The organism is Flavobacterium sp. (genome assembly GCF_036782315.1).
In the GTDB taxonomy this organism is placed as follows: domain Bacteria; phylum Bacteroidota; class Bacteroidia; order Flavobacteriales; family Flavobacteriaceae; genus Flavobacterium.
Window position 1 is genome coordinate 101,757 of the sequence record NZ_DAIPZK010000009.1, and the last position, 26,560, is coordinate 128,316.

The following is a 26,560-nucleotide window of genomic DNA, read 5'->3' on the forward strand; positions in this document are numbered from 1 at the left end:
TTAATTTTCAATATTTTTTATCGGTAAAGTGAATACAATGCAAGCGCCTTTAACACTTGGTTCTACCCAAATTTTACCTTTATGATGTTCTATAATTTGTTTGCAAATCGCTAATCCTAATCCGCTACCAACGGGTTTTTTGAAATTCTGATTGGAAGCTTGATAAAATTTGTCAAATATAACGTCAAAATCGTTAGGATTGATACCTTTTCCGTTGTCTTGAACCGAAGTTTCTATAAAATTATCTTTTTTTCTCACTTGAATGGTGATTAAACCATCGGTTTCGGGACAGAATTTAATGGCGTTTGATAATAAATTAGTCACTACTTGCACAATTCTATCTTCATCATAATAAGCAAAAACCGTGTCTTTACTTTCAACATAAACACTAATATTTCGGTTCTTAATTAACTGATTTAAAGGTTCAATCGAATGTTCAATTGTAGCAATTAAGTTATTCTGACTCGGATGAATGGTTTGTTTACCCGTTTCGAATTTTTCTAAATCTAAAATTTTATCAATCAAACGATTCAATCTGTCGGATTCTGAAATGATATTTTGCAAAAACTGTTTTCTTAATTCTTCTGGAATTTCGTCATCGTCGTGCAAAATCTCACTCGCAGCCCGAATAGCCGTAATTGGTGTACGAAGTTCGTGGGTTACGGTGTCTAAAAATTCATCTTTTTGAATATCTTTTCGCACCAAAGTTTCATTGGCCTTTTGTAATTCAGAAGTTATTTTTTGAAGTTGGTTTGAGGTTTCCGTCAATTTTTTATTGATAGAAATATTTTCTTTAGACTCTTCAAGAATTTTTAATACTTCTGGAAGTGTAATTTTTTCTTCTTTAACCACACTTGAAATCAGAATCCGTGCCGAAGCTGTTCCAATATGACCTGTTAATAAATTCTCTGCAAATTTTACTAAACGTGCATCTGCTAACTCTTGATCTTTATCAACATTGTATTTGACATTGAAAATATTCATGGCACGTTTGGTGCGCTCTTCGCCTAAAAATCGGATTAAGACTTTTTCGATATCGCGAGTATAAGCGGTTCCTTTCCAAACAAAGGCATTTTCATGATTGTTGCTGTATTTATCAATATCTACATACATTTCGGCATAATTGCGTTCACGGTAATTACCTTTAAAACTAACTGAAACAGCGAAATAAGTTATCATATTAAACAACATACTCCAAAACAAAGCATGAGGAACTGGTTGCAAATAATTTAATCCAAAAAGCTGGAAGGGTTTTAAAAGTCCAATTTTCATAAAGCCTTCAGTTACAAACGAACTTTCATTATTGGTTAAACCAACGGCATACGGTAATAATAACGTATAAATGCATATCAAAAAACCGATTAAAATTCCGTAAATAGCACCTAATCTTGAACCTCTTCTCCAAAAAATAGCTCCGAAAAAAGCTGGTGCTAATTGTGCAATAATCACAAATGAAATCAATCCTATAGAAACCAGACTGTAATCCAATGCAAAAAATCGATATATAAAATAGGCCGTTATAATTAGCGAAAAGATTCCGATTTTACGAATGTTGACAATCTTTTTGTTGTTAATGATTTGTTCTTCGTTTTTTAATTTTCCTAAGAAAGTATACGGAATTAATAAGTTGTTACTCAACATCGTAGATAAACTAATACTCGAAACCACAATCATAGAAATGGCAGCAGAAAATCCACCAAGGAAAACCAAAACTGTCAAAGTTTGATTATTGAAAAATTGAGGAATTAAAAGCGAATATGTATCGGCATTGACATTTTTTCCATCAAACAGAACATTTCCGCCCCAAGCAATTGGGTAAACAAAAATATTAAACAACAACAAATACAGTGGAAACAACCAAATTGCGGTTTTAATATGACGTTCTCTGTTATTTTCCACAACCGACATTTGAAATTGTCTGGGCAATAAGAAAATAGCAAAAAGCGAAACCATACTCAAAAAGAACCAGTTTAACCCTTGTTCTAATCCGCCGATGGTGTTTTTTTCTTTGAAGCTTTCTAAAAGAGAAGCTTTTGCATAAATATCATCATAACCATCAAAAACAAAAAAAGTAACGTAAACTCCAATGATGATGAAAAAGACTAATTTTAAAACACTTTCTAAAGCAACTGCGGTGACAATTCCTTTTCGCTTTTCAGATGCATCTACATAACGTGTTCCGTAATAAGAAGCAAATAAAGCTAAAGCAATAGCAACATAAGTTGTGGTATCATCAAAAATGTATGAACTTGAATTGGTTTGCGTTACGATGTGAAATGTTTCCGAAATTGCCTTTAATTGTAATGCGATGTAGGGAATAATTCCAGCCAAACAAACAACAGTTACAATTGCACCTAAAAAACGACTATTACCATAACGAAGAGAGATAAAATCAGCTATACTTGAGATTTTATTCACTCGAGAAATGCGAATGATTTTCTTTAAAACAATAATCCAAGCTGGAATGATGATAATGGGACCAATATAAATAGGCAAATAACCCAAACCAGATTTTGCTGCTACTCCAATACTTCCGTAATACGTCCAAGCGGTGCAGTATACTGCTAATGACAAGGAGTAGATATATGAATTGTTCGTCCATTTGATGTTTTCTTTTTTTTCTGCCCAATGCGCGATAAAAAAAAGAATACCCAAATAACCCAATAAAATAAGTAATAAAACTGCACTATTCATAATATCGTTGTACTACAATCCAAGACATTAAAACTGAAAATAACCAAACTGAAAAAATATAAATGTATACCACTGGAAATCCCATAACATTATCAGCGCTATCAAATAGCAAAACGATTGGTAAATTCAATACCAATAGCAATAACAGCGATAAAACTACCAATTTTTGTTGATGTCTTTTTTTCATTTCGAAGGACTAATTTTCATTAGAATTTTTAAAAATACAAACTCTGCTCTCGAAAAACAAGAACAGAGTTGTAAAATAATATCGAAAGCTAAAAATTAGTGAGCAGCTCCTGCTTCACCGGCTCCAGAAGGAATACGGATATTTTCAACAATATCTTGTACTTCTTGAGGTGGCGCTGGTGTAAATTTACTTACTACTAAAGCCACAATGAAGTTTGCTACCATGGCAACAGTACCAAATCCTTCAGGAGAAATTCCAAACCACCATTCTGATTTGTCTGGTAAATCACCAATCCATCCTAATTTGTATTTTGCCATATAGAATAACATTAACAACATCCCTACAATCATACCTGCAACAGCTCCTTCTTTATTCATTCGCTTATAGAAAATACCTAAAATAATAGCTGGGAAGAAAGAGGCAGCAGCTAATCCGAAGGCTAAAGCAACCACAGCCGCAACGAATCCTGGTGGATTAATCCCGAAATAACCAGCAACTACTACCGCAACAGCAGCAGAAATACGAGCCGACCATAATTCTCCTTTTTCAGAGATATTTGGATTTACCATTTTCTTAATTAAATCGTGAGAAACAGCAGCCGAAATTACTAATAATAAACCAGCAGCAGTTGATAAAGCAGCAGCTAACGCTCCAGCTGCAACTAATGCAATAACCCAGTTTGGTAATTTAGCAATTTCTGGATTTGCTAATACCATGATATCGTTATCAATGTACAATTCATTTGCACTTTCTGGGTTTGGCTGATCTTTCTGAGGTTTTCCATCTTTCAATACAAAAGCATCGCCTTTAACGTATTGAATTTTTCCATCAGCATTTTTATCATTGTAAATTAATAAACCAGTTTTTTCCCAGTTTTTAAACCACTGAGGCATTTCTGTATAGTTTTTATTACTTACAGTTTCGATTAAGTTAGTTCTTGCAAAAACAGCAATTGCAGGAGCAGTTGTGTAAAGAATAGCAATAAAAACTAATGCTAATCCAGCAGATTTACGTGCGTCTTTAACATTTTTAACTGTGAAGAAACGAACAATTACGTGAGGTAATCCAGCTGTTCCCACCATTAAAGCTAATGTAATTGCAAATACATCTAACATTGACTTAGAACCATCTGTATATTCAGTAAAACCTAATTCTTTTGATAAACCATTTAATTTATCTAATAAATAAACATCTTCTCCAGCTACCGTACTTCCCATTCCTAATTGTGGAATTGGATTTCCTGTCATTTGGATTGAAATGAAAATTGCTGGAACCATGAAAGCGAAAATCAAAACACAATATTGTGCTACTTGTGTGTAGGTAATTCCTTTCATTCCACCCAAAACAGCGTAGAAAAGAACGATTATCATACCTATGATTACACCCGTATTAATTTCAACTTCTAAAAATCTAGAAAATACAACTCCTACTCCACGCATTTGACCTGCTACATAAGTAAAAGATACAATTAGAGCACAGAAAACAGCTACAGAACGTGCAGTTTTTGAGTAATAACGATCACCAATAAAATCAGGCACCGTGAATTTTCCAAACTTTCTTAAATAAGGCGCTAAGAGTAATGCTAAAAGTACATAACCTCCAGTCCAACCCATCAAATAAACGGCTCCATCGTAACCTGCAAATGAAATAATTCCTGCCATTGAAATAAATGATGCGGCAGACATCCAATCGGCAGCAGTTGCCATACCATTTGCTAAAGGAGAAACACCTCCACCAGCAACATAAAATTCTTTAGTAGAACCAGCTCTACTCCAAATTGCAATTCCAATATATATAGCAAACGTAATTCCTACGATAATATAGGTCCAAATTTTTACATCCATGATTTTAATATTTTAAAGTTAAATTAATCGTTATCAAAACCATATTTTTTATCTAATTTGTTCATTAAACGAACATAGACAAAAATTAAGATTACGAAAACATACATTGATCCTTGTTGCGCAAACCAAAATCCTAATGGAAATCCGCCTAATTTAATGGTGTTTAATTGGTCTACAAATAGAATTCCAGCTCCATACGAACTTAGAAACCAGATGCTTAATAAAATCAGAAGGTATTTTAAATTTTCCTTCCAATATGCCGTAGCGTGTTTTTGATCACTCATAATGAATAGTTTTATAGTTTGTTATAAATAGATTTGTAATTGTATGATGAATTCACCTTTATACGTATCAATTTTATCAACAGCCGTATAAACAGGTCGAGTTGAATATTGAGTAGTAATTTTAGCATGATGTCCATCTAAGAAAAAGTTAGCTCCCAGATCAAATTGGTTACTTGCTTTCTCTAAAGCGTCAAAGTTTTTGTAGGTATACGCTCCAAAAGGTTGAATTCTTACTTTTGGTTTTTCGCTTTTTGTTGGTAATAAAACGCCTGCTTGTGTATACCAAATATTTCCTGTTCCAATCATAGGTTGTAAATTTCCTACACCTGCAAGAGCTGGAGAACCAGAGAAAGATGGATCTGCAATACTTTCATTCATAATTCCAAGATTTCTTAAATAATTAGGTCCGAAATCATAATTATAGAAGACACTGTAAGCCGTGATTGCCATTTTTTTCTCTTTTGCTCCAATTGGCATATCTAAGAAAACATCACCAGCAAATAAATTAATTGGATGTTCTTTAATTACACCATTTACGGAAGTTTGTGTTCCTTTTGGCGCATTATAAAAACCAGCTCCAATGTTGAACATTTTTTTAGTTCCTAAGTAAGTACCTACTTTGTAAGGTAAAAAGTTAGCCTCCTTATCAAAGAATTGATATTCTACATAACCTGCTTTTGACCATTGTGTAGAGTTGTTATTATCAACTGCTTTAGCAATGCTCGCATCAGTAACGTTTGTTGGTGTTTGATTTGTAGCAAAAGGTTTGTTGATACTGAAACGATATTCGAATTTGTTATACTTTCCTTTTGCGAAAATTCCTATTTGTCTTGCAAACTGATCTGAATTTTCAATTAACGGCCAATTGAAAATTGGAGCATCAACTGTTAAGTAGTTTAAAGTAGAAGACATTGTCATACGAGATAATCCCATGTAATAATGTAATCCTGCTCCAACAGATAAACTAAAAGGTTTTGATTCTTGTGGAAGCACTACAGCATATTCGTTCCATGCATCGTGGAAAAAAATTCCTGGTTTTTTTCCAGCTCCATATCCACCGGTTCCTGAAGAACCTGAAGCTCCACCATTGATAAAAGTTTGATTGTTAATCCCCATATGAGTCAAAATCATATAACGAGGAGAAATTTGTGCATAAGCTAACAATCGTAAACGACGTAAACCTGCATCTTCATGAGTAGAAACCGATTCGTCACCTATCATAGAACCTGGATTCAAATCAGTTGAACGAAGCCAAACTTGATTCCACGCAATAAAACGCATGTATTTGCTTCCTTCTGGATTTAAGTTGAATTTTAAACCTCCACCATAATCAGGTGAACCCTGAGCGGATACTAGCAGAGATAAAAGCAATCCTGAAATAGTTAGTAATTTTTTCATAATTATAATTTGGTTAGTTGGCATTTCTGCATGACCAAATTCTAAAATTATGTTAACGGAAAAAATTACAATATATATTTTTGTTAAAAAGTATAGTTAGTCCTTAAAACGCTCCCATTTTATAAGCATAAATTTATCCCCAAGTTCTGTTATAATCATTCCTGCTCCTGACAATTGGTCTTTGTTTTGAAGGAATTCTACCAACTCATTATGCTTAAAAATCTTATAAGTAGGATGATAATTAGGATGAGGCGGTTTCTTAATTTTAAATTCTTTTACCCAATTACTAATAGAAACATGAGAAACCCCAATAATACGCTCGATTTCTCTAAAACTTAAGCCTTCTAAATACAACTGTAAAGCTTTCGTTACATAATAATCATCAATCTTTTTTCCTAATTTATTGACAGTGAAATAATAATTACACGATTTACATAAATAACGCTGTCTGTCTTTAATTATTCCACTTTTTACAATATTGTCGCTTTGGCACTTTGGACAGGATAAAATCTCCATATATATAATTTTTGCATAAATATACTAATTTTGCAAAATATACAAAAAATAATATGATAAAAATTTCAATTCATTTTTTTATTTCTTTCAAATTTTAAGATTTAAAATTGTGAATAGTATAATTTTAGCATAAAATCACTACATTTTTAATTTTGATAGATTGAAAAAAAATGCATTTTTGTTGTGAAAAAGTATAGTTATTTTATTTAATTTGTAGAAACAACACAAAACCATGCAATTCGATATAAAAAACACAGAATCTTCAGCTTTATATAAGCTATTAACAGGTACTGTTATTCCAAGACCTATTGGCTGGGTTTCTACAGTTGATGCTCATGGAATTAACAACCTTGCTCCTTTTTCATTTTTTAACGTAGTAAGCGAAGATCCACCACATGTGATGTTTTCCACCGTGAGAACTGGAAATAAAAACAAAGACACCTTAAATAATATATTAGATAACAAACAATTTGTTGTCAATTTAGTCACAGAAGAAGTTGTCGAACAAATGAATACCACTTCGCAAAGTGTTGCTTCTGATGTTGATGAATTCAAATTGGCTGGCGTTACTCCTATTGATGCTGTTTTTGTCAAACCAAAACGTGTCAAAGAGAGTTTAGTGCATTTTGAATGTGAAATGGTACATCATTATTTTATAGAAAATCATCAAAATGGTGGTGCTTGTATTATCATTGGCAAAATCATTACGATGCACATTGATGATTCTATTCTAATGGAAAATCATAGAATTAACTTAGATAAATACAAACCTGTGGCACGTTTAGCAGGTTCAAACTACAGTAAATTGGGAGAAATTTTCTCCATAAAAAGAGGCTAAAATGAATTCTGATAGATTAGAAATAAATTGTGCTATGCAAATTCAGAAACCCATTCATGAAGTTTTTGATGCTATAGTAAATCCAGAAAAAATGACCAATTATTTCATTGCAACTAGCACAGGAACAATAGAAGAAGGAAAAAATCTCATTTGGAAATTTCCCGAATTTGATATTGAATGCCCAGTTAAAGTAGGAAAAGTAGAAAATAACAAGTACGTTTCTTTTTACTGGGATAATGATGGATTTGAATTGTTGGTAGAAATTACCCTTTCAGAAAAAGAAAACAATTCAACTCTAGTCACAATTACAGAGAAAAGCATGGAAAATAACGAAGCAGGTTTAAAATGGCTTTCTGGAAATTCCTTCGGTTGGTCTAATTTTCTTGCATGTTTAAAAGCCTATTTAGAATATGGAATCAATTTGCGTAAAGGTGCTTTTGATTTCATGAAACAATAATTAAAACAATTAACATAGTAAAGAATGCATCTTTGCGTCTTTGCGTCTTTGCGAGCAAAAAATGAAAATAACAGTTATAGGTGGTGGTCCAGGCGGACTTTACTTTTCGATATTAACCAAAAAAGCAATGCCTCATTGCCAAATTGATATTTACGAACGCAACAAACCCGATGATAGTTTTGGTTTTGGTGTCGTATTTTCAGATGAAACGCTAGGAGAATTTTTAAAACGCGACATGCAGTCGTATGAATTAATTCGTAGCAAATTCGCGTATTGGGATGATATTATCATCGCTCGTGATGGTGAAGAAGTAAGTATTGCTGGTAATGGCTTTTGCGGTTGTTCTAGAAAAACATTGTTACAATTATTACAACAACGTTGTATTGAAGAAGGCGTAAATCTACATTTCGAACAGAATGTTGATGATTTATCGCAATTTTCAGATTCAGATATAATTTTAGCTTCTGATGGAATTGCAAGTGCTATTCGTACCCAATACCAAAAAGAATTCGGAACTAAAATCGAATTAAAGAAAAACCGTTTTGTTTGGTTGGGTTCTACAAAACCATTAGATGCTTTTACTTATTTCTTTAGAAGCACCCCGCATGGAACCATTGTGGCTCACACCTATCAATATGAAGAAGGTATGAGTACATGGATTTTTGAATGTTCAGATGAAACCTGGCAAAAACACGGTTTTGAAGTGACTAACGAAGAAGATACGATGGCAAAAATCGCGGAAATCTTCAAAGAAGAATTAGACGGACATCCATTAATTTCCAACAAATCACATTGGCGTCAATTTCCACATGTAACAAATCAAAATTGGTATCATAACAATATTGTTTTATTAGGAGATGCCAAAGCAACAGCCCACTACTCTATTGGTTCAGGAACCAAATTAGCTATGGATTGCGCCATCGGATTATCAGATGCTGTAATTGCAAATCCAAATAACGTGCAAGCCGCTTTCGAACAATACGATAAAACCCGAAGAAATACGGTAGAAATGATTCAGTATGCCGCAGTAGTTTCTTTAGATTGGTTCGAAAATATGGATCGTCATATGCAACATCCTTTCCAACAATTTGCATTTGGATGTATGACCCGTTCGAAAAAAGTAACGTATGAAAATTTACGTTTGAGAGATAGTTCGTTTACAGATAAAGTTTTGAAAGAATTTAACGAGAATCTTGTCAAATCGAGCGAAGTCGAGATTGTTTCGGCTGCATTTACACCATTTAAAATTAGAGCATTAGAACTCCCAAATCGCATCGTAATGGCACCTATGGGACAATATTCCGCAACTGATGGCTTAGTTTCCGACTGGCATTTAGTGCATTACGGAAGTCGTGCTACTGGTGGCGTAGGATTAATTATCACCGAAATGACCGCTATTTCCGAAACAGGAAGAATCACAGAAGGTTGTGCAGGAATTTACAATTTCGAACAATTGAACCAATGGAAAAAAATTACCGATTTCATCCATGATAATACTTCTACTAAAATAGGAATTCAATTAGGACATTCAGGAAGAAAAGGTGCTACTAAAAAACCTTGGGAAGGTAACGGACCAATGGAAACACCTTGGAATTTAATTTCCGCTTCTCCTATTCCATTCAATGAAAATTTTGCGACTCCAAAAGAAATGACTTTGGAAGATATGGCGGAAATCAAAGCACAATTCGTTCAAGCGACAAAAAACGCAGACGAAGCTGGATTTGATATGATTGAATTACAAGCACATCATGGCTTTTTATTGGCTTCATTCTTATCACCATTAACTAATATTCGTACTGATGAATTTGGGGGAAGTATCGAAAATCGTTTAAAATATCCATTAGAAGTATTCAAAGCTATTCGCGAAGTATTCCCAACGGATAAACCAATTTCAGTGCGAATTTCAGCTACCGATTGGACAGAAAACGGAATTTCAGAACAAGAAGTAATTACTATTGCAACTGCTTTTAAAAATGCTGGAGCAGATATCATTAATGTTTCAACAGGAAATACAGTCGCAGGTCAAAAACCATTAACGGGAAGAATGTGGCAAACGCCTTTTTCAGATGCTGTTCGAAATACCGTTCATATTCCAACCATAACCGCTGGATATATTCAAGATATCGACCAAATCAATACGATTCTTTTAAACGGAAGAGCTGATTTAGTTGCACTAGGAAGACCATTATTGTTGGATGCTAATTTCGTGAGAAACGCACAAGCTTACGAACAATTTCAAGCGAATGACATTCCAAATCCATATAAAATGGGCGTTTCACATTTGTATCCGCTTAAAGCTTCGGAAAGAAAACAAATGGAAAGTATGAAAAAAGCATTAAAACCGAAAAGTAATAAGAAGTAATTAGGAATTATGAAACATTACGAAGATAATTTCGCTCACAATAGCTTACCAGCTCTGGAATTACAACCAGAATATACCTTTTTGGATTTACCTCAATTCCAACAACCTGAAATACTGAATTGCGTTGATAAACTATTGGATAGCCATATTCGTGAAGGACGTGGAAATAGTATTTGCATTCGTACGTTTGAAGAAACTTGGACATACAATGATCTATTTGAAAAAGCGAATCAAATTGCACATGTTTTGGTAGATGATTTAGGATTGAAATCAGGTAATCGTGTTTTAATTCGTTCGGCTAATAATCCGATGATGGTTGCGTGTTGGTTCGCTATTTTAAAAGCGGGCGGAATTGTAGTAGCGACCATGCCATTGCTTCGTTCCAAAGAATTGACTACGATTATCGATTGTGCCGAAATCTCGCATGTATTCTGTGACAAGGAATTAGAAGAAGAAATGCAATTGGTTAAGTCTGATTTCCTAAAACAAACGTGTTTTTATGGCAATTCACAATTGGAAGAATTAATGGCTTCTAAACCGAAAACGTTCGACAATTATCATTCAAAATCCGATTCGGTTGCTTTAATTGGATTTACTTCTGGAACAACGGGCTTACCCAAAATGACAGCACATTATCACAGAGATATTTTGAATATTTGCGAAGCGTTTCCACAATATTCGCTCCAACCCACACCAAATGACATTTTCACAGGAAGTCCACCATTAGGATTTACCTTTGGTTTAGGTGGATTGGTGTTGTTTCCAATGTATTTCGGAGCTTCAACATTTTTAATCGAAAAACCGAGTCCAGATTTGTTATTGAAAGCGATTCAAGATTTTAAAATTACAATTTGTTTTACTGCACCAACCGCTTGGCGTATCATCACTACAAAAGTTCAGGATTACGATATTTCAAGTTTGAGAAAATGTGTTTCTGCTGGGGAAACCTTGCCTTTGAAAGTTTGGCAAGATTGGTACGATGCTACAGGTTTAAAAATCATAGACGGCATTGGCGCTACCGAAATGTTGCATATTTTTATTTCATCCAACGAAGAAAACATGAAACCTGGCGCTACAGGAAAAGCGATTACAGGTTACGAAGCTAAAATCATAGACAAACAAGGCAACGAATTACCAAGAAACGAAGCTGGAAGATTAGCGGTTCGAGGAATTACAGGTTGTAAATACCTAAACCGAGAAGAAAAACAAAGAGAATACGTAGAAAACGGTTGGAACATCACAGGCGATATTTTCCGTCAAGATGAAGAAGGCTATTTTCATTTTGTGGCTCGTGGCGATGATATGATTATTTCTTCCGGCTATAATATTGCGGCAATTGAAGTAGAATCCGTACTTTTAACGCACGAAGATATTTTGGAATGTGCCGTAGTAGGTTTACCTGATGAAGAACGAGGTATGCTAGTTTGTGCGCATATTGTGTTACATGATTCATCTAAAGCATCAGATGCAATGAAGAATCGTATTCAACACTGGTTTAAAGAAGTAGCAGCTCCTTACAAATATCCAAGAGTCATTAATTTCGTGGAATATTTGCCGAAAACGGAGACTGGGAAAATACAACGATTTAAGTTAAAATAAGTTTAAAGATTTTAGTATTAAGTATCAAGACATATATAATGAGTGAATTCATAAAACAAGAAAAAGTACGTTTCCAACATGTCGATTATGCTGGAATTGTCTTCTATCCCCGATTTTTAGAAATGCTAAACTGTTTAGTAGAAGATTGGTTTGAAGAAGCCTTAGATCGTCCTTTTTCAAAAATGCACGAAACCAATGGGATTCCAACGGTTGATTTAAAAATTCAATTTAAGAATGCTGCTCGTTTAGGTGAAATTCTAACCAAAAAGCTTTGGGTAAAGGAATTAAAAAACTCATCCATACTTTGTGGATTTCAGTTTGTAAATGAATTAGAAAATACGGTTTTAGAAGGTGAAGTTACTTTAGTAAACGTAGCGTTCAATCCAGAAAGAAACGGCATCAAAACAGAACCTTTCACAGAAGAAATGAAACAAAAAATAAAACAATACGAATTATAAAACTAGGAACACAGATTCAATAAATTATGTAAATTTTAAAAATTTCTACAATCTGTGTTCCAAAAAAACAATTCACAAATGGAATTCAAAAAATTCAAAGCCGCAACCGTTCAAACTTCACCTGTATTTCTAAATGTAGAGAAAACAGTAGATAAAGCCATTTCTTTCATTAAAGAAGCTAGCAATAACGGAGCCAAATTAATCGCTTTTCCAGAGGTTTTTATTGCTGGATATCCCTATTGGAATTGGATTATGACACCGGTTCAAGGCAGTAAATGGTATGAAGAATTGTATAAAAATTCGGTTGACGTAGCAGGTCCTGAAATCAAAAAACTTTGCTTAACTGCCAAAGACAATGACATTCATATTGTGATGGGAATCAACGAGCGAGGCAAAAGCTATGGAGAAATTTACAATACCAATTTAATCATTGATAACAAAGGCGTAATCATTGGAAAACATAGAAAGTTAGTCCCAACATGGGCTGAAAAACTAACTTGGTCTTCTGGTGATGGTTCTTCTTTAAAAGTCTACAATACAGAAATTGGTCCTATTGGAACCTTAGCTTGTGGCGAAAATACAAATACGTTAGCCCGTTTTACGCTACTTTCTCAAGGCGAATTGATTCATATTGCCAATTATATTTCATTACCAGTAGCACCACCCGATTATGATATGGCTGAAGCAATTAAAATTCGTGCCGCTGCGCATTCATTTGAAGGAAAATTGTTTACGATTGTTTCGTGTTCGACCGTTTCGCAAGAAATTAAAGATGCTTTACGTGCCGATGTTCCTAATGTAGATGAATTATTAGACAGAAAAAGTTCCGCTTTCTCTGGATTTATAGGTCCAAATGGCGCTGTTATTGGGCAACCACTAATCGATGAAGAAGGTATGGTATATGCCGAAATTGATTTGGCAAAATGCATCCAACCAAAACAAATGCACGATATTTTGGGACATTACAATAGATTTGATATTTTCGATTTGCGTGTAAACACTGCACCTACAAGAAAAATTACGTTTATTGATAATCACGAAGAATTTAATAAGAGATAAATAATTGGTGTCTGAGATTCTCGAAGTCATCAATTTAAAACATAAGATTATGGAAGAAAATAACTATTCAGACGACGTTTACGGAAGAGCTCGCGTTCAAGACTCTGATGAACTTAAGGCATATTATAAAGAATTAGAAACCCTAGGCGCTGGCGCTTTATGGACAGTGGCCAATGACATAGAACCTTGGGAGCCACGTTCTTCTTCTGTTCCTATGTTATGGAAATATGACGATTTACGTGATTTAGTGCTAAAATCATCCGAACTAGTAACACCTGAACAAGCTGGAAGACGTGTTGTTTATTTGGTAAACGACAAACGTAAAGATGTATCTGCAGCTGTGGGTTGGTTGTATACTGGAATTCAAGTTACACGTCCTGGAGAAAGTACTTCGGCGCATCGTCATCGTGCTTCTGCCCTACGTTTTATTATGGAAGGCGAAAAAGGATATACCGTTGTAGATGGCAATAAAATCATGTTGGAAGTTAATGATTTTGTCATTACTCCTAATTCTACATGGCACGAACACGGTGTTGAAGAAGGCGGAAAAACCTGCATTTGGCAAGACGGCTTGGATATTCCTTTGGTAAATGCTTTAGAAGCCAATGATTACGCGGTTTATGATGGAAAACAACTATTAACTGCTCCGCTGAATTTTTCTCCAATGACATATGGTGGCGCAGGATTAATTCCAGCTGATAAAACTTGGGACAAACCTTATTCTCCGCTATTCAAATATTCTTGGAAAAATGTGTATCCAGCGTTATTGGAAGCGCAAAAAGTGAATGAAGTCAATCCGTTTGATGGGATTTTTATGCAATATTCTAATCCGTTAACTGGTGGACACGTGATGCAAACTATGGGAGCAGCGATGCAATTATTACCAGCAGGATTCAAAGGAAAAGCGCACAAACACACAGGCTCATTCGTTTACCAATGCGCCAAAGGAAAAGGCTACACCATCATCAACGGAAAACGTTTTGACTGGAAAGAAAGAGACATTTTCTGTGTTCCGAGTTGGGCTTGGCACGAACACCACAACTTATCCGAAACTGAAGATGCTTGCTTATTCAATTTCAATGATTTACCAGTAATTGAAGGATTAGGTTTATTCCAAGAAAGAGAATACACAGAAAACAATGGACATCAATTGATATAGTACAGACAAGGCATTGCCTTGTCTCAACGTTTAAGCCTTTTAAAATAAAAAAAAATGAAATTACTTACTTACAAAACACAAAACACCGAGCCACGTTTAGGCTTCATTCATAACAATCAAGTAATCGACATGCAGGATTTTGGGGATGTTTCCAATTTTCCGTTACCTAATGACATGTTGGAATTAATTGATATGGGATTCGAAATTATTCCAGAAATCACAGAAATGATTGCAGAGACTCCTGAGAATTTCTTTGAAGAAATTGCCTACGAAATGGACGAAGTAACCATTTTAGCTCCCATCGAAAAACCAAGAAAAAACATCATCGGAATTGGTTTGAATTATACCGAACACGTCGCTGAAAGTGCTCGTACGTTAGATACAACTGGAAAGCTTCCAACCAAACCAATTATTTTCTCAAAACCACCAACAACGGTTACGGCAACAAATACCGAAATTATTAAAAATACGAAGTTAACTTCGCAATTAGATTGGGAATGTGAATTAGCCGTAATTATCTCAAAAAAAGGAAAATATGTTCCAAAATCTGAAGCATTAGATTATGTATTTGGTTATACAGTTATTAACGATATTTCAGCACGTGATTGTCGTCGTGAAGGACAATGGATTGTTTCAAAAGGTCAAGATACTTTCGCACCAATGGGACCAGTAATCGTTACAAAAGACGAAATCGAAAATCCACACAACTTGAATTTATCATTAAAAGTTAATGGAGTTGAAAAACAAAATTCGAATACCAAATTCATGCTGTTTAACATCAACGATTTAATTGAAGATTTAAGTACCGTTTTCACATTAGAAGCAGGCGACATCATCGCAACCGGAACTCCAGCAGGCGTTGGCGCAGGTCGCAATCCACAAGAATGGATGTATGATGGAGATGTGGTGGAAGCTACAGTTGAAGGAATTGGTACAATAGTAAATACGATTAAAGAAATATAATAAAAGTAAACAGTCGCGGTTTTCAGTATTCAGACTGTTAACTGTGACTGAGACTGTAAACTAATAAACATGAAATACAGAATAGGCCAAATAGTTCCATCCTCAAACGTAACGATGGAAACCGAAATACCAGCAATCTTCCGTTCGCGTGAAACCATTTTACCAGAACGTTTTACGTTTCACAGCAGTAGAATGCGCATGAAAAAAGTAACCAAAGAAGAATTGGAAGCTATGGATAAAATGAGCTTAAAATGTGCTCAAGAATTATCTGATGCTCACGTAGACGTAATGGGTTATGCTTGCTTAGTTGCTATAATGAGTATGGGTCGCGGTTATCATTGCGTATCAGAAGTAAATTTACACCAAGAAACGGTGGCAAATGACTTCCCTACTCCAATTGTTACTTCGGCTGGTGCTTTGATTAATGGTTTGAAAGTTTTAGGAGCCAAACAAATTTCGATTATTACGCCTTATATGCGTCCTTTAACAGACAAAGTGGTAGATTATATCGAACATCAAGGTATAAAAGTAAAAGAAAGTATTGCATTGGAAATTCCTGATAACTTAGAAGTAGCAGCTCAAAACCCGATGAATTTATTAGAAATCTACAAACAATTGGATTTAACCGATGTGGATGTTTTAGTAGCTTCCGCTTGTGTACAAATGCCTTCTTTAGAAGCTATCGATTTAATTCAAGCAGAATGCGGTATTCCAGTAACATCAGCAGCAGTTTGCACGACGTACGAAATGATGAAAAAATTAGGAATCGAAGCCAAATCAGCTATTGGTGGTGAATTGTTGAGTGGGAAGTATTAATATTTAATCTTTTAGATGTCAAAAATAATTCAACCGAAAGATATTTATAAACAAGCTTTAGCATTTGAGAAATGTGCTAAAATTTTACATGATCATTATGATTTTTGGGATAACTCAACAAAAATTGGGGAGTTTATGAATGAATCTCTTTCGGTTGAACTCTATTTAAAAGCAATTTTACTTTTTGAAAAAAACGAAATTAAAAGAACTCATCATTTTGATGAACTTTTTAAATTACTATCTAAAGAATCTCAAGATGAAATAATTAAGTTTTTCAACAATAGTATTGACGTAGAAAAAGTTCAATTAAAATCATCAATAGAATCAATTTATAATTCAGAATTTACAAATGAATTAATTGAAATTTTGCCACATTATAAGAATCTTTTTGTGGATGTTAGATATAAATTTGAAAAAGAACTAACTTATCCAATTATTTATTTACCAGAAATTAGAGAAGCCTTAAAAAGGAGATGTAATAATTTAGGTATTTCCTAAAGGCTAATTCAATTGCGCTTTACATTTCTCACACAACGCCAATTTAGCATTATCAATTGTTTTTACACTTTCTACAGCATCTGTCATAACACAAGTTTTATCAGGACAATGGGGTAATCCTAAATTATGTCCAAATTCATGAACCGCAACTTTTTTAAAACGTGTAAAATGTGTTTTTGGATTAGAGTGTTGAATGCGAAAAGTAGAAACAATGCAACTATTTCCTGGGCAATACGCCAAACCCATAATTCCCCAATCAGCATATTTGTAGGTTGGGGTTTTTATTTTTCCCCACTTGTCTTTCTTTGTTACCGAAATATCTTTAGTGGTTAATCCTAAAACAAAATCTAACGAATCTACTTTATTCTTTTTCTGTAGATTAATCATTTTATCTGCGCGATATCTAGGAGACTTAACTTCTGTAAAAGCTTCTTTATACAATTCTTTTGCTGGAAGTATAACTGTTTTAATTTGATAGAATTCAGCAATTGTTTTAGCGATGGTATCGGTTTTATCTTCTGGAAATATACCATAAGGTTGAATACCAACGGTTAACTTTTGGGTTTCGTTGGATTGGCAAGAAAAAAGAAATAAACTAAATACAAGTAAAACTAATCGCATAAAATATCATTTGCTTTAAAACGTAAAACCCTGAAATTTAGTATTTCAGGGTTTTACATATAAATTGAAAATCAATTATTTTCTACTCATTAATATTCTTAAAATATACCAGAACAATAACATAATAGAAGCGAACAATTGCAATGAAGCTCCCACGTATTGATCCGTACTGAACTGGTCTTTAATTTGACTGGTTTGGTATAAGATACTTGCCGAAGCTAATACCACCATTCCAACAGAAAACCATAATCCTAAATTAAATCCGAAAATAGCTCCTACAACGATAACTCCTAAAGCCACAAAACCACCAATAGTGATTGCTGTTCTTAAGAATGAGAAATCAGTTTTTGTCATAAAAACTACTGCGGTTAATCCTGAAAACATGAATAAGGTGATAATAGCAGCTTGCATAATCATTTCACCACCAGAGTATAACACGGCAAAGGCAATCATTGGTAAGAAGATAATAGCTTCTAATAACACATATAAACCTAAACCTAAATATTGTTTATCTCTATCAGGATGGAAAACCAAACGGTCTGACAAAGTAGAACCTAACCAAAATAATCCTAAAATAAATAACCATACAAATTTTCCACCCATCATCATTAAAATCCATTCCATAGGAACAATTCGCAATAAAATAGCTTCCACTAACATAAAAGCTAAAATAGCATACGCTACGTGACTATACGTCTTTTTAAAAAAAGTAGCTCTATCTGCATCGGTTGCATAAGAAACCACTACATTGTTTTCTGAGTTCATAAAATTTCGTTTAAAGTTTATCGAATTTACTATTTTCAATCGAATAAAAAAACTTTAAAGACATTTTAAAAACCAATTTTTTATTAAACATTTAAAAATCAAATCTATTGAATTTTAAAAATGTTGCACAATGTAAAAGTAAATCGGCATTCCTATCGTAATATTAACTGGGAACGTGATTGCTAATGCCATGGGTAGAAATAACCCTGGATTTGCTTTCGGAACCGTTATTTTCATAGCTGCCGGAACTGCTATATAAGAAGCACTTGCTGCAAGAATGGCAAAAATGAAGCGATTAGAAACATCATCTGTAACAAAACCACTTAACCAAGCAAATATAGAACCGTTCACTAAAGGAATCAATAAGGCAAAAGCAAACGGAAACCAACCATGGGCAAAGAAGGATTTTAATTTTTTTCCACTTGTGATTCCCATATCCAATAAGAAAATGGCTAAAAACCCTTTGAATAAATCATTTGTAAAAGGTTGAATTCCTTGGGCTTCTTTGGCGCTGGTTAAATATCCAATAACCAAACTTCCTAAAATCAACAACACACTTCCATTGGTAAAAGAATGACGAAGAATTTCAGTTTTATTAATTTTTTGCGTTTTCTCTTTATTAAAAATGGAAATTAATACCAATCCTACAATAATTGCAGGTGATTCCATAAGTGCCATTATGGCTACCATATAACCATGCAATGTTAGTTGATGCGATTCTAAATAGGATACTGCTGTTACAAAAGTAACCGCACTTATCGACCCATAAGCCGCAGCAATAGCTCCAGCATCATAAACATTTAACTTGCGTTTTAAAATAAAGAAGGTATATAACGGAATCACTATAGCAATCGAAATTCCGAATAACATAGACCAAATAATTTCACTATTAATCGTTTCATGTGATAATTCTTGACCTCCTTTGAATCCTATGGCAAATAGTAAGTATAAGGAAATGAATTTTGATGAATTATTAGGAATTTCCAAATCGCTTTTTAAATATACTGCAATAATTCCTAAGATAAAATAAAGTAAGGCTGGGTTAGTTAAGTTTTCTAATAATAAATTTAAATCCATTTTGTGTAGTTATGATGTTAATTGTGTGTCCTTTTTTGAAGCGCGTTCTAATCTATCGTTGATAGAGATTCCTAAACCATATTCAGGTAATCGTTCCGCAATAATTATATCCAAATTCATTTTGTCTAATTGATGCATGGCATTATACAACTTGGAGGCCGCTAGTTTTAAATCGCTTTCCTCTGATAGAATGATTTGATATTTTTTCTCGATTTGAGGCAAATAAGAATTAAAGAGAAGCAATCCAATTTTCTTTCCCGAATACCATTCTAACTTTTCATGAACATTTCGCGTTAGGATAAAATCAGTTTTTGGAGCGTAATGTTTTAGTAACATTCCTGGCGCGATTGGTTTTTTATCTTCTTTATTTAATAATGTAACACTTCCAGAAACTTTTTCAATTTCTTCCAGCGCTAATGCTCCTAAACGGTACACTACTACTCTATCATTTTCAAATCCTACAATAGTTGATTCAATTCCCGCTTCACATTCGCCACCATCTAACACCATACCGATTTGATTTCCAAAATAATTTTCTACATGTTCAGCTCTAGTAGGACTTATACTTGTAAAAGGATTCGCACTTGGAGCTACCAAAGGAAAATCTAACTGATTTAAAAGTGATAAAGCAATTGGATGATTAGGTACACGAACAGCAACTGTATCTTGATTTGCAGTTACCAAATCGGGAATATGAGTTTGCTTTTTTAATATGAATGTTAATGGTCCCGGCCAAAAAGCATTTGCCAATTCATAAGCTATTGGTGGGATTTCTGTAGCTACTTTATCTAAATCTTCAATCCCTTTAATATGAACAATCAAGGGATTAAAAGTAGGACGTTTTTTTACTTCAAATATTTTATGAATAGCTTCGGTTTCAAATGCATTTCCAGCCAATCCATAAACAGTTTCAGTAGGTAAACCTATGATACCATTATGGTTTAGATGCTGAACTGCTAAATTAATGTCTTTACTTATCATTTTTTATGGGTTACAAAAATCGCAATACATCGGATCTTCAAATTTTTTTCCGTTTGGGTACAACACTTTTGACTGATACATACAATGTTGGCATTGATAGTTGTGTGCTGACGTTGATCGTGTAGGCATACCACAACTGCTACATAACAAACCGGCTTCAGCACCAATCACGCCAAAGCCGGGGTACAAGCATTCGGGACAAACCGAGTGCAATTTGTTAATTAACTTTAAACTAACCTCCTTTATAATTTTCATTCGAGTTGGATTGTACATAGCTCGCATATCCGTTTCTATGAAACATGGTTGACCAGTTGCATTTAATTCGTGAAATATTTTTTCGATAGTTTCAAAATCACAAATTCCCTTTTCAATTCGGGTCCAATCTTTTTCTGCATTTTTTATAATGACAGCATGCGAAGGAAATTGAACTTTATCTAAAAATGCTTTTAAATCTTCTTTTGTATGTAGTACTGAACTATCGTAATTAGTCTCCAAACTCAATACTCTTTCAATAATTTCCAAATTATTTTTTTTATCCAATAACATGATAAACTCATCATTTGCTGGAGCAAAAAACACTGTTGGATGATTTCCAAACGAGCCTTCAGTTGCAATAGCCAAATCAAAATCTTCGGATTGCATCCCTTCCAAACATTTTTTTCTGAGTGTCGTTAACGCATCATCTTTTCTAGTAATTTCTCCCGAAAAAGTACCAAGAGTATCTGTATCAAACTTTTTTGACAAATGACATTTTACTCCTAACTCTCTTTCAAATAAAGGTGATATAACTTCCTCCTTATGATGTTTAGTTACAACAAGTAAACGACGACCAGAAAAAAAATCAGGACTAGTCTTCATACTCAATTTCAATGAACGATTTTATTCTTAGTTTTTTATTTTGAACTTTAGCTTCTTCTAAAATTTCCGTGATATTACTTACACTTTCTTTAAGTTGTGCAATTCGATGTAAAGCTTTTTCGTCATCTTCGCCAAAACGAATTTGAGAGCTAAAATTTTGAACCTTATTAAAATTGATATTTTTGTTGCACATATCTAATAAGATTTCTCGTGCCTCAAACGAATCAAATTCGCCGTTAATCAAATTAATTTTCTTCAGGGTTTCCATAAGTGATGTTTGTTAAATTATTTATTAAACGAATTATGGTTAGTAAAACCAAAATGGCTAAACCAGCATACAGTTCTTGACAGATAATATCAGATGAAGCCATCATTCTAAAAATCAGCACCGATTCTACAATAACACACAAAATCAAAGCGAGTTGAATTGTTATTTTTTTCATAGTGTTTAAATTTATTGCCCTTGTCCCATTGAGTATGCTTTAACACCATTGAATTGATACAGATTCTCAGTTTTTATAACATCAATTCCTAAATCAATGGCTTTGCCTAAAAGCGTAACGACAACCTTATTTTCAAGTGGTTGGTTAGACTGAAAGCGACATCTCCAATGGTCGGTACAAAACGTTTCCGAAAATCCGTTTGGCCAAACTTTCACACCTCGGTTAGAAATCATAACCAAATCCATGGTTTCAGTTGTCAAAACTTTTAGTTTTTCAGCTAAAATATTGGCATCTACTCCATTCCAATGCACAAATAAATCTACACCCAATAAATCTTTTTGAGACGCTTCTTTTCTTTTGTATTCTGGTAAATGAATCACTGAATTTTTTGGAGGTGTTACTGCTTTTAAAATACTTGGGATTTTATCGAAATTAGCAATTACAGCATCAGCAAATTCAGAAGTTCCTACCAATTGCTTACTCACTACATCATTGTAAATATCTGCTGTATGTATTCCATCTTCTAATGTTTTCAACCAAGCATTTTGGATTCGAGTAGCTTCTGTGGCATACCCCAAGTGATATAACATAGCAATAGCTGCTTGTAATAATCCTGATGGATTGGCAATGTTTTGTCCCGCAATATCTGGAGCTGAACCATGAATCGCTTCAAACATCGAACATTCATTCCCAATATTTACAGAACCCGCTAATCCTACTGAACCTGCAATTTGTGCCGCTACATCCGAAATAATGTCACCATACAAATTCGACGTTACAATCACATCAAATTTCTCTGGGTGATCTGCTAAATAAGCCGTTCCGATATCAATAATCATGTGATTTGCTTCAATATTCGGGTATTCCATTGCAATTTCTTTGAAAACTTGATGGAATAAACCATCTGTTTGCTTCATAATATTGTCTTTACTAAAACATGTCACTTTTTTACGACCGTAGTTTTGTGCATATTCAAAGGCATAACGAATGATTTTTTCGCAACCTGGGCGACTAATCAATTTTAAACATTGTACTACTTCATCGGTTTGTTGGTGCTCAATTCCTGCGTATAAATCTTCTTCATTTTCTCGAACAATTACCACATCCAATTTAGGGAAGTTAGTAGCTACAAAAGGATGTAACGATACACAAGGACGGATATTAGCAAATAAACCTAAAGCTTTTCGCATGGTAACATTTAAGCTTTTGTATCCACCGCCTTGAGGAGTTGTAATAGGTGCTTTTAATAGCACTTTGTTTTTTCTTATAATATCCCACGATGTATCTGAAATACCTGAAGTATTACCAGCCAAATACACTTTTTCTCCGATTTCAATTTCTTCAAAGTCAATTGGAGTATTCGATTTTTTAATAATCTTTAGAACTGCTTCCATGATTTCTGGACCAATTCCATCTCCTTTAGCAATCGTTACTTTTTTCATGTTTTGATTATTTTTATGCAAATCTCTGTACTTTATTTCATATATTTTTATTTATATTTGCTATACATTATATAAAATATTTTTATGAATTATACATTAAACCAGTTACGAATATTTCTTAAAGTAGTACAAAATCAGAGTGTTACTAAGGCTTCAGAAGAGTTGCATCTAACCCAACCTGCGGTGTCAATTCAATTAAAAAACTTTCAAGATCAATTTGAAATTCCTTTAACCGAAGTGGTTGGAAGAAAGATTTATGTAACCGATTTTGGTAAAGAAATTGCCGAAGCCGCTGAACAGATATTGCAACAAGTTAGCACAATTGATTATAAAACATTAGCCTATAAAGGACAACTTTTTGGGAAGATAAAGATTTCTGTGGTTTCAACGGGAAAATATGTAATGCCTTACTTCTTAGCGGATTTTCTTAAAATGCATCCTGGTGTTGAATTAGAGATGGATGTGACCAATAAAAATAAAGTGGTAAAAAGTTTGCAAAATAATGAAGTTGATTTCGCATTAGTTTCGATTCTTCCAGAAAAAATGAAAGTAGAAAAAATCGATTTAATGCAAAATAAGTTGTTTTTAGTTGGGAATATGGAAGAAGATTTTACCAAGAAGAAGAAAATTGAAGATATTCTAGAAAATCGTCCTTTGTTGTTTAGAGAAAATGGTTCAGGAACACGTCAAATCATGGAACGTTTTATTGTACAACAAGATTTGAAGATTAGCAAAAGAATGGAATTAACTTCAAATGAAGCAGTAAAACAAGCTATTTTAGCAGGTTTAGGATATTCAATTATGCCTTTAATTGGGATTCGTAAAGAAATACAAAACAAAGACTTACAAATTATTCCTTTAAAAGGATTACCTATCAAAACCGATTGGAGTTTGATTTGGGTAAAAGGCAAAAATCATAACCCAGCTGCCCTAGCCTATTTGGATTATTTAAAAAAGGAAAAAGAAGCCATTATTCATTCAAAATTTAGTTGGTATGAAACGATGTAAAAAAAGACACCCGAAAGTGTCTTTTAAATAATTTATAATATAATGAATTAATAAGCCAATAGCTCTTTTAATTCCTTTTCAAATCTACCTTTAGGTAAATATTGATCTTCTAATGTTTTCATGAAAGGAATAGCTGATTCTAAACTTCCAACTCTTCTTACCGGAGCGTCTAAGTATTCAAAACAGTTTTCCATAATCATGGCTGAAATATCACTTGCTACACCACCAAACAAAGTATCTTCTTGTAAAATGATTACTTTATTCGTTTTCTTAACCGAAGCGTAAATCGCATCCCAATCCATTGGTTGTAACGTTCTTAAATCCAATAAATCTGCTTTAATTTCTGGATTTTTTGCCAAAGTTTCTAGTGCCCAATGAACGCCTGCTCCAAACGAAATAATCGTAACATCAGTTCCTTCTTTAATCAATGACGCTTTTCCGAAAGGTAACGTATAGTAATCTTTTGGAACATCTTGATAAACCGAACGATATAATAATTTATGTTCAAAGAACAATACAGGATTTGGATCGTTAATTGCCGTATTCAATAATCCTTTTGCATCGTAAGGAAACGCTGGATACACTACTTTTAATCCTGGCGTTTTGGTAAACCAAGCTTCATTTGTTTGTGAGTGGAAAGGTCCGGCTTGAGTTCCGCCACCGCAAGGCATACGCACCACAACATCCGACTTTTCTTGCCATCTGTAATGTTGCTTTGCTAATAAGTTTACGATTGGATTAAATCCGGTTGAAACGAAATCCGCAAATTGCATTTCCATTACCGCTTTGAATCCGTTTATTGATAATCCGTTAGCTGCTGAAACGACAGCACTTTCACAGATTGGTGTATTTCTAACTCTTTCTTTTCCAAATTGCGCTACAAATCCATCCGTAATTTTGAAAGCACCTCCATATTCGGCGATATCTTGTCCCATGATAACTAAATTCTCATGGCGTTCCATCGACTGACGTAAACCATTTGAAATTGCATCAATCACACGAATGTTTTCTACTTCTGAAGATGGATTAAACTCTTCAAATTCGTAAGGTGCATAAACATCACCCAATTCTTCTTCTAAAGAGGCAACAATAGGTGGCTCTTCTTGAACTTTTGCCCAATCCGTATCGATTTCTTTCTTAATTTCAGCACGAATCGCTTCATCTTCTTCCTCTGATAAAACCGCTGTAGCTTTTAGGTAATTTCTATAATTTTCAACTGGATCTTTTACCGCCCACATGTCCATCAACTCTTGCGGAACATATTTCGTACCACTCGCCTCTTCATGTCCACGCATTCTAAATGTTTTGAACTCCAATAAAACGGGGCGCGGATTTTCAACCATAGAAGTTTTCAATTCCTTAATTAAATGATACACTTCTAATAAATTGTTACCATCTACAACATGGCTTTCCATTCCATAACCAACCCCTTTATCAGCTAAGTTTTCACAACGGTATTGCTCATTGGTTGGAGTTGATAATCCGTAACCGTTATTTTCAATAACGAACAAAACCGGTAATTCCCAAACAGCAGCAATATTCAATGCTTCGTGAAAATCACCTTCTGAAGTTGCGCCTTCACCTGTAAATACAGCAGTTACTTTTCCGTTCTTTCTTAATTTATTGGCTAAAGCGATTCCGTCTGCAATTCCTAATTGTGGACCCAAATGCGAAATCATTCCAATAATTTTATATTCTTGTGTTCCAAAGTGGAAACTTCTATCACGTCCTTTAGTGAATCCGTTTTTCTTACCTTGCCATTGTGAAAACAAACGGTGCAACGGAATATCACGAGTAGTAAAAACACCTAAATTACGGTGCATAGGTAAAATATATTCATCTTTATCCAAAACTGAAGTTATTCCAACAGAAATAGCTTCTTGTCCAATTCCTGAGAACCATTTCGATACTTTTCCTTGACGGATTAGAATCAACATTTTCTCTTCAATTAAGCGTGGTTTTAAGATTTTCTTGTATAAATCAAGTAGTTGCGAATTCGATAAATCTTTTCTTTCAAAGTTCATGATAATGGAACAATTAAATTTTGCTCAAAAGTAATAAAAATAACATTTTGAAAGCGAATTGTTATAAAAAAAGATGAATCAAATTTCAAGGTCAAGAACAACGTCAAGTTCAAATTAAAACCCACCTCCCAATCTCCTCATCACCATATCACCCCATCATCCATCACCCATCACCCATCACCCATCATCCATCATCCATCACCCATCAC

The 26,560-nt window shown here is 34.0% G+C and carries 26 protein-coding genes; 11 read left to right on the plus strand and 15 right to left on the minus strand.

Annotated features, from left to right (window positions below; all coding sequences use genetic code 11):
• The 6 genes from V7P59_RS09175 to V7P59_RS09200 all read right to left on the minus strand — a co-directional run bounded on the left by V7P59_RS09175 (position 1) and on the right by V7P59_RS09200 (position 6,923).
• Positions 1-2,694 (minus strand): ATP-binding protein, encoded by a 2,694-nt coding sequence (locus V7P59_RS09175; RefSeq protein WP_333809867.1) that lies wholly within the window; start codon positions 2,692-2,694, stop codon positions 1-3.
• The gene (locus V7P59_RS09180; protein WP_333809868.1) at positions 2,687-2,881 is read right to left on the minus strand and encodes a hypothetical protein; all 195 of its coding nucleotides are present in this window, start codon (positions 2,879-2,881) and stop codon (positions 2,687-2,689) included. Before V7P59_RS09180 ends, V7P59_RS09175 begins: the two co-directional genes overlap by 8 nt.
• Before the next feature lie 95 nt (positions 2,882-2,976).
• Positions 2,977-4,725 carry a sodium:solute symporter family protein gene (locus V7P59_RS09185; RefSeq protein ID WP_333809869.1) on the minus strand — a complete coding sequence of 583 codons (1,749 nt, stop codon included), beginning with the start codon at positions 4,723-4,725 and terminating at the stop codon, positions 2,977-2,979.
• Positions 4,726-4,748: 23 nt separating this feature from the next.
• Complete coding sequence (locus tag V7P59_RS09190) at positions 4,749-5,009, minus strand: DUF4212 domain-containing protein (RefSeq protein ID WP_333809870.1); 261 nt, start codon at positions 5,007-5,009, stop codon at positions 4,749-4,751.
• Between the two features lie 21 nt (positions 5,010-5,030).
• Positions 5,031-6,407, minus strand: a complete 1,377-nt coding sequence (locus V7P59_RS09195) for a porin (RefSeq protein WP_333809871.1) — start codon at positions 6,405-6,407, stop codon at positions 5,031-5,033.
• 96 nt (positions 6,408-6,503) lie between these two features.
• Positions 6,504-6,923, minus strand: coding sequence for an IS1/IS1595 family N-terminal zinc-binding domain-containing protein (locus V7P59_RS09200; RefSeq protein ID WP_026725866.1), 420 nt, complete (start codon positions 6,921-6,923; stop codon positions 6,504-6,506).
• Between the two features lie 232 nt (positions 6,924-7,155).
• Here V7P59_RS09200 and V7P59_RS09205 point away from each other — a divergent pair, with 232 nt between their 5' ends.
• From V7P59_RS09205 to V7P59_RS09250, 10 genes are all read left to right on the plus strand, one after another.
• The gene (locus V7P59_RS09205; protein WP_333809872.1) at positions 7,156-7,761 is read left to right on the plus strand and encodes a flavin reductase family protein; all 606 of its coding nucleotides are present in this window, start codon (positions 7,156-7,158) and stop codon (positions 7,759-7,761) included.
• 1 nt (position 7,762) lies between these two features.
• The gene (locus tag V7P59_RS09210; RefSeq protein WP_333809874.1) at positions 7,763-8,218 is read left to right on the plus strand and encodes an SRPBCC domain-containing protein; all 456 of its coding nucleotides are present in this window, start codon (positions 7,763-7,765) and stop codon (positions 8,216-8,218) included.
• Positions 8,219-8,279: 61 nt separating this feature from the next.
• Complete coding sequence (locus V7P59_RS09215) at positions 8,280-10,580, plus strand: oxidoreductase (RefSeq protein ID WP_333809876.1); 2,301 nt, start codon at positions 8,280-8,282, stop codon at positions 10,578-10,580.
• 9 nt (positions 10,581-10,589) lie between these two features.
• Positions 10,590-12,179: an AMP-binding protein gene (locus V7P59_RS09220; RefSeq protein WP_333809877.1), complete on the plus strand. Its 1,590-nt coding sequence runs from the start codon at positions 10,590-10,592 to the stop codon at positions 12,177-12,179.
• Between the two features lie 38 nt (positions 12,180-12,217).
• Positions 12,218-12,637 carry an acyl-CoA thioesterase gene (locus V7P59_RS09225; protein ID WP_333809878.1) on the plus strand — a complete coding sequence of 140 codons (420 nt, stop codon included), beginning with the start codon at positions 12,218-12,220 and terminating at the stop codon, positions 12,635-12,637.
• Between the two features lie 78 nt (positions 12,638-12,715).
• Complete coding sequence (locus V7P59_RS09230) at positions 12,716-13,696, plus strand: carbon-nitrogen hydrolase family protein (RefSeq protein WP_333809879.1); 981 nt, start codon at positions 12,716-12,718, stop codon at positions 13,694-13,696.
• Positions 13,697-13,745: 49 nt separating this feature from the next.
• Entirely contained in the window at positions 13,746-14,855 is a 1,110-nt protein-coding gene (locus tag V7P59_RS09235; RefSeq protein ID WP_333809880.1) for a cupin domain-containing protein, read from the plus strand.
• Between the two features lie 54 nt (positions 14,856-14,909).
• Positions 14,910-15,818, plus strand: a complete 909-nt coding sequence (locus V7P59_RS09240) for a fumarylacetoacetate hydrolase family protein (RefSeq protein ID WP_333809881.1) — start codon at positions 14,910-14,912, stop codon at positions 15,816-15,818.
• Positions 15,819-15,887: 69 nt separating this feature from the next.
• Complete coding sequence (locus tag V7P59_RS09245; RefSeq protein ID WP_333809882.1) at positions 15,888-16,634, plus strand: maleate cis-trans isomerase family protein; 747 nt, start codon at positions 15,888-15,890, stop codon at positions 16,632-16,634.
• 15 nt (positions 16,635-16,649) lie between these two features.
• Positions 16,650-17,132 carry a HEPN domain-containing protein gene (locus V7P59_RS09250; RefSeq protein WP_333809883.1) on the plus strand — a complete coding sequence of 161 codons (483 nt, stop codon included), beginning with the start codon at positions 16,650-16,652 and terminating at the stop codon, positions 17,130-17,132.
• Between the two features lie 3 nt (positions 17,133-17,135).
• Here V7P59_RS09250 and V7P59_RS09255 read toward each other — a convergent pair whose 3' ends face one another.
• The 8 genes from V7P59_RS09255 to V7P59_RS09290 form a co-directional block, all read right to left on the minus strand.
• Positions 17,136-17,753, minus strand: coding sequence for a matrixin family metalloprotease (locus V7P59_RS09255; RefSeq protein ID WP_333809884.1), 618 nt, complete (start codon positions 17,751-17,753; stop codon positions 17,136-17,138).
• A 75-nt stretch (positions 17,754-17,828) separates the two neighbouring features.
• Positions 17,829-18,518: a Bax inhibitor-1/YccA family protein gene (locus V7P59_RS09260; RefSeq protein WP_333809885.1), complete on the minus strand. Its 690-nt coding sequence runs from the start codon at positions 18,516-18,518 to the stop codon at positions 17,829-17,831.
• A gap of 114 nt (positions 18,519-18,632) precedes the next feature.
• Positions 18,633-19,595 (minus strand): sodium-dependent bicarbonate transport family permease, encoded by a 963-nt coding sequence (locus V7P59_RS09265; RefSeq protein ID WP_333809886.1) that lies wholly within the window; start codon positions 19,593-19,595, stop codon positions 18,633-18,635.
• Positions 19,596-19,604: 9 nt separating this feature from the next.
• The gene (locus tag V7P59_RS09270; RefSeq protein WP_333809887.1) at positions 19,605-20,576 is read right to left on the minus strand and encodes an L-threonylcarbamoyladenylate synthase; all 972 of its coding nucleotides are present in this window, start codon (positions 20,574-20,576) and stop codon (positions 19,605-19,607) included.
• 3 nt (positions 20,577-20,579) lie between these two features.
• Positions 20,580-21,434: a DUF6671 family protein gene (locus tag V7P59_RS09275; RefSeq protein ID WP_333809888.1), complete on the minus strand. Its 855-nt coding sequence runs from the start codon at positions 21,432-21,434 to the stop codon at positions 20,580-20,582.
• Positions 21,424-21,702 (minus strand): hypothetical protein, encoded by a 279-nt coding sequence (locus tag V7P59_RS09280; protein ID WP_333809889.1) that lies wholly within the window; start codon positions 21,700-21,702, stop codon positions 21,424-21,426. The genes V7P59_RS09275 and V7P59_RS09280 overlap by 11 nt, the downstream gene beginning before the upstream one ends.
• Positions 21,680-21,877, minus strand: a complete 198-nt coding sequence (locus V7P59_RS09285; protein WP_333809890.1) for a hypothetical protein — start codon at positions 21,875-21,877, stop codon at positions 21,680-21,682. Before V7P59_RS09285 ends, V7P59_RS09280 begins: the two co-directional genes overlap by 23 nt.
• An 11-nt stretch (positions 21,878-21,888) precedes the next feature.
• Positions 21,889-23,319 carry an NADP-dependent isocitrate dehydrogenase gene (locus tag V7P59_RS09290; protein WP_333809891.1) on the minus strand — a complete coding sequence of 477 codons (1,431 nt, stop codon included), beginning with the start codon at positions 23,317-23,319 and terminating at the stop codon, positions 21,889-21,891.
• 84 nt (positions 23,320-23,403) lie between these two features.
• Here V7P59_RS09290 and V7P59_RS09295 point away from each other — a divergent pair, with 84 nt between their 5' ends.
• The gene (locus V7P59_RS09295; RefSeq protein ID WP_333809892.1) at positions 23,404-24,327 is read left to right on the plus strand and encodes a LysR family transcriptional regulator; all 924 of its coding nucleotides are present in this window, start codon (positions 23,404-23,406) and stop codon (positions 24,325-24,327) included.
• A 47-nt stretch (positions 24,328-24,374) separates the two neighbouring features.
• Here V7P59_RS09295 and V7P59_RS09300 read toward each other — a convergent pair whose 3' ends face one another.
• Positions 24,375-26,351 carry an alpha-ketoacid dehydrogenase subunit alpha/beta gene (locus V7P59_RS09300; RefSeq protein ID WP_333809893.1) on the minus strand — a complete coding sequence of 659 codons (1,977 nt, stop codon included), beginning with the start codon at positions 26,349-26,351 and terminating at the stop codon, positions 24,375-24,377.
• Positions 26,352-26,560 lie beyond the last annotated feature (209 nt).

Excerpts from the sequence above, each read along its gene's own strand:
- V7P59_RS09175 (WP_333809867.1), bottom strand. The coding sequence starts at position 2,694 with ATGAATAGTGCAGTTTTATTACTTATTTTATTGGGTTATTTGGGTATT.
- V7P59_RS09180 (WP_333809868.1), bottom strand. The coding sequence starts at position 2,881 with ATGAAAAAAAGACATCAACAAAAATTGGTAGTTTTATCGCTGTTATTG.
- V7P59_RS09185 (WP_333809869.1), bottom strand. The coding sequence starts at position 4,725 with ATGGATGTAAAAATTTGGACCTATATTATCGTAGGAATTACGTTTGCT.
- V7P59_RS09190 (WP_333809870.1), bottom strand. The coding sequence starts at position 5,009 with ATGAGTGATCAAAAACACGCTACGGCATATTGGAAGGAAAATTTAAAA.
- V7P59_RS09195 (WP_333809871.1), bottom strand. The coding sequence starts at position 6,407 with ATGAAAAAATTACTAACTATTTCAGGATTGCTTTTATCTCTGCTAGTA.
- V7P59_RS09200 (WP_026725866.1), bottom strand. The coding sequence starts at position 6,923 with ATGGAGATTTTATCCTGTCCAAAGTGCCAAAGCGACAATATTGTAAAA.
- V7P59_RS09205 (WP_333809872.1), top strand. The coding sequence starts at position 7,156 with ATGCAATTCGATATAAAAAACACAGAATCTTCAGCTTTATATAAGCTA.
- V7P59_RS09210 (WP_333809874.1), top strand. The coding sequence starts at position 7,763 with ATGAATTCTGATAGATTAGAAATAAATTGTGCTATGCAAATTCAGAAA.
- V7P59_RS09215 (WP_333809876.1), top strand. The coding sequence starts at position 8,280 with ATGAAAATAACAGTTATAGGTGGTGGTCCAGGCGGACTTTACTTTTCG.
- V7P59_RS09220 (WP_333809877.1), top strand. The coding sequence starts at position 10,590 with ATGAAACATTACGAAGATAATTTCGCTCACAATAGCTTACCAGCTCTG.
- V7P59_RS09225 (WP_333809878.1), top strand. The coding sequence starts at position 12,218 with ATGAGTGAATTCATAAAACAAGAAAAAGTACGTTTCCAACATGTCGAT.
- V7P59_RS09230 (WP_333809879.1), top strand. The coding sequence starts at position 12,716 with ATGGAATTCAAAAAATTCAAAGCCGCAACCGTTCAAACTTCACCTGTA.
- V7P59_RS09235 (WP_333809880.1), top strand. The coding sequence starts at position 13,746 with ATGGAAGAAAATAACTATTCAGACGACGTTTACGGAAGAGCTCGCGTT.
- V7P59_RS09240 (WP_333809881.1), top strand. The coding sequence starts at position 14,910 with ATGAAATTACTTACTTACAAAACACAAAACACCGAGCCACGTTTAGGC.
- V7P59_RS09245 (WP_333809882.1), top strand. The coding sequence starts at position 15,888 with ATGAAATACAGAATAGGCCAAATAGTTCCATCCTCAAACGTAACGATG.
- V7P59_RS09250 (WP_333809883.1), top strand. The coding sequence starts at position 16,650 with ATGTCAAAAATAATTCAACCGAAAGATATTTATAAACAAGCTTTAGCA.
- V7P59_RS09255 (WP_333809884.1), bottom strand. The coding sequence starts at position 17,753 with ATGCGATTAGTTTTACTTGTATTTAGTTTATTTCTTTTTTCTTGCCAA.
- V7P59_RS09260 (WP_333809885.1), bottom strand. The coding sequence starts at position 18,518 with ATGAACTCAGAAAACAATGTAGTGGTTTCTTATGCAACCGATGCAGAT.
- V7P59_RS09265 (WP_333809886.1), bottom strand. The coding sequence starts at position 19,595 with ATGGATTTAAATTTATTATTAGAAAACTTAACTAACCCAGCCTTACTT.
- V7P59_RS09270 (WP_333809887.1), bottom strand. The coding sequence starts at position 20,576 with ATGATAAGTAAAGACATTAATTTAGCAGTTCAGCATCTAAACCATAAT.
- V7P59_RS09275 (WP_333809888.1), bottom strand. The coding sequence starts at position 21,434 with ATGAAGACTAGTCCTGATTTTTTTTCTGGTCGTCGTTTACTTGTTGTA.
- V7P59_RS09280 (WP_333809889.1), bottom strand. The coding sequence starts at position 21,702 with ATGGAAACCCTGAAGAAAATTAATTTGATTAACGGCGAATTTGATTCG.
- V7P59_RS09285 (WP_333809890.1), bottom strand. The coding sequence starts at position 21,877 with ATGAAAAAAATAACAATTCAACTCGCTTTGATTTTGTGTGTTATTGTA.
- V7P59_RS09290 (WP_333809891.1), bottom strand. The coding sequence starts at position 23,319 with ATGAAAAAAGTAACGATTGCTAAAGGAGATGGAATTGGTCCAGAAATC.
- V7P59_RS09295 (WP_333809892.1), top strand. The coding sequence starts at position 23,404 with ATGAATTATACATTAAACCAGTTACGAATATTTCTTAAAGTAGTACAA.
- V7P59_RS09300 (WP_333809893.1), bottom strand. The coding sequence starts at position 26,351 with ATGAACTTTGAAAGAAAAGATTTATCGAATTCGCAACTACTTGATTTA.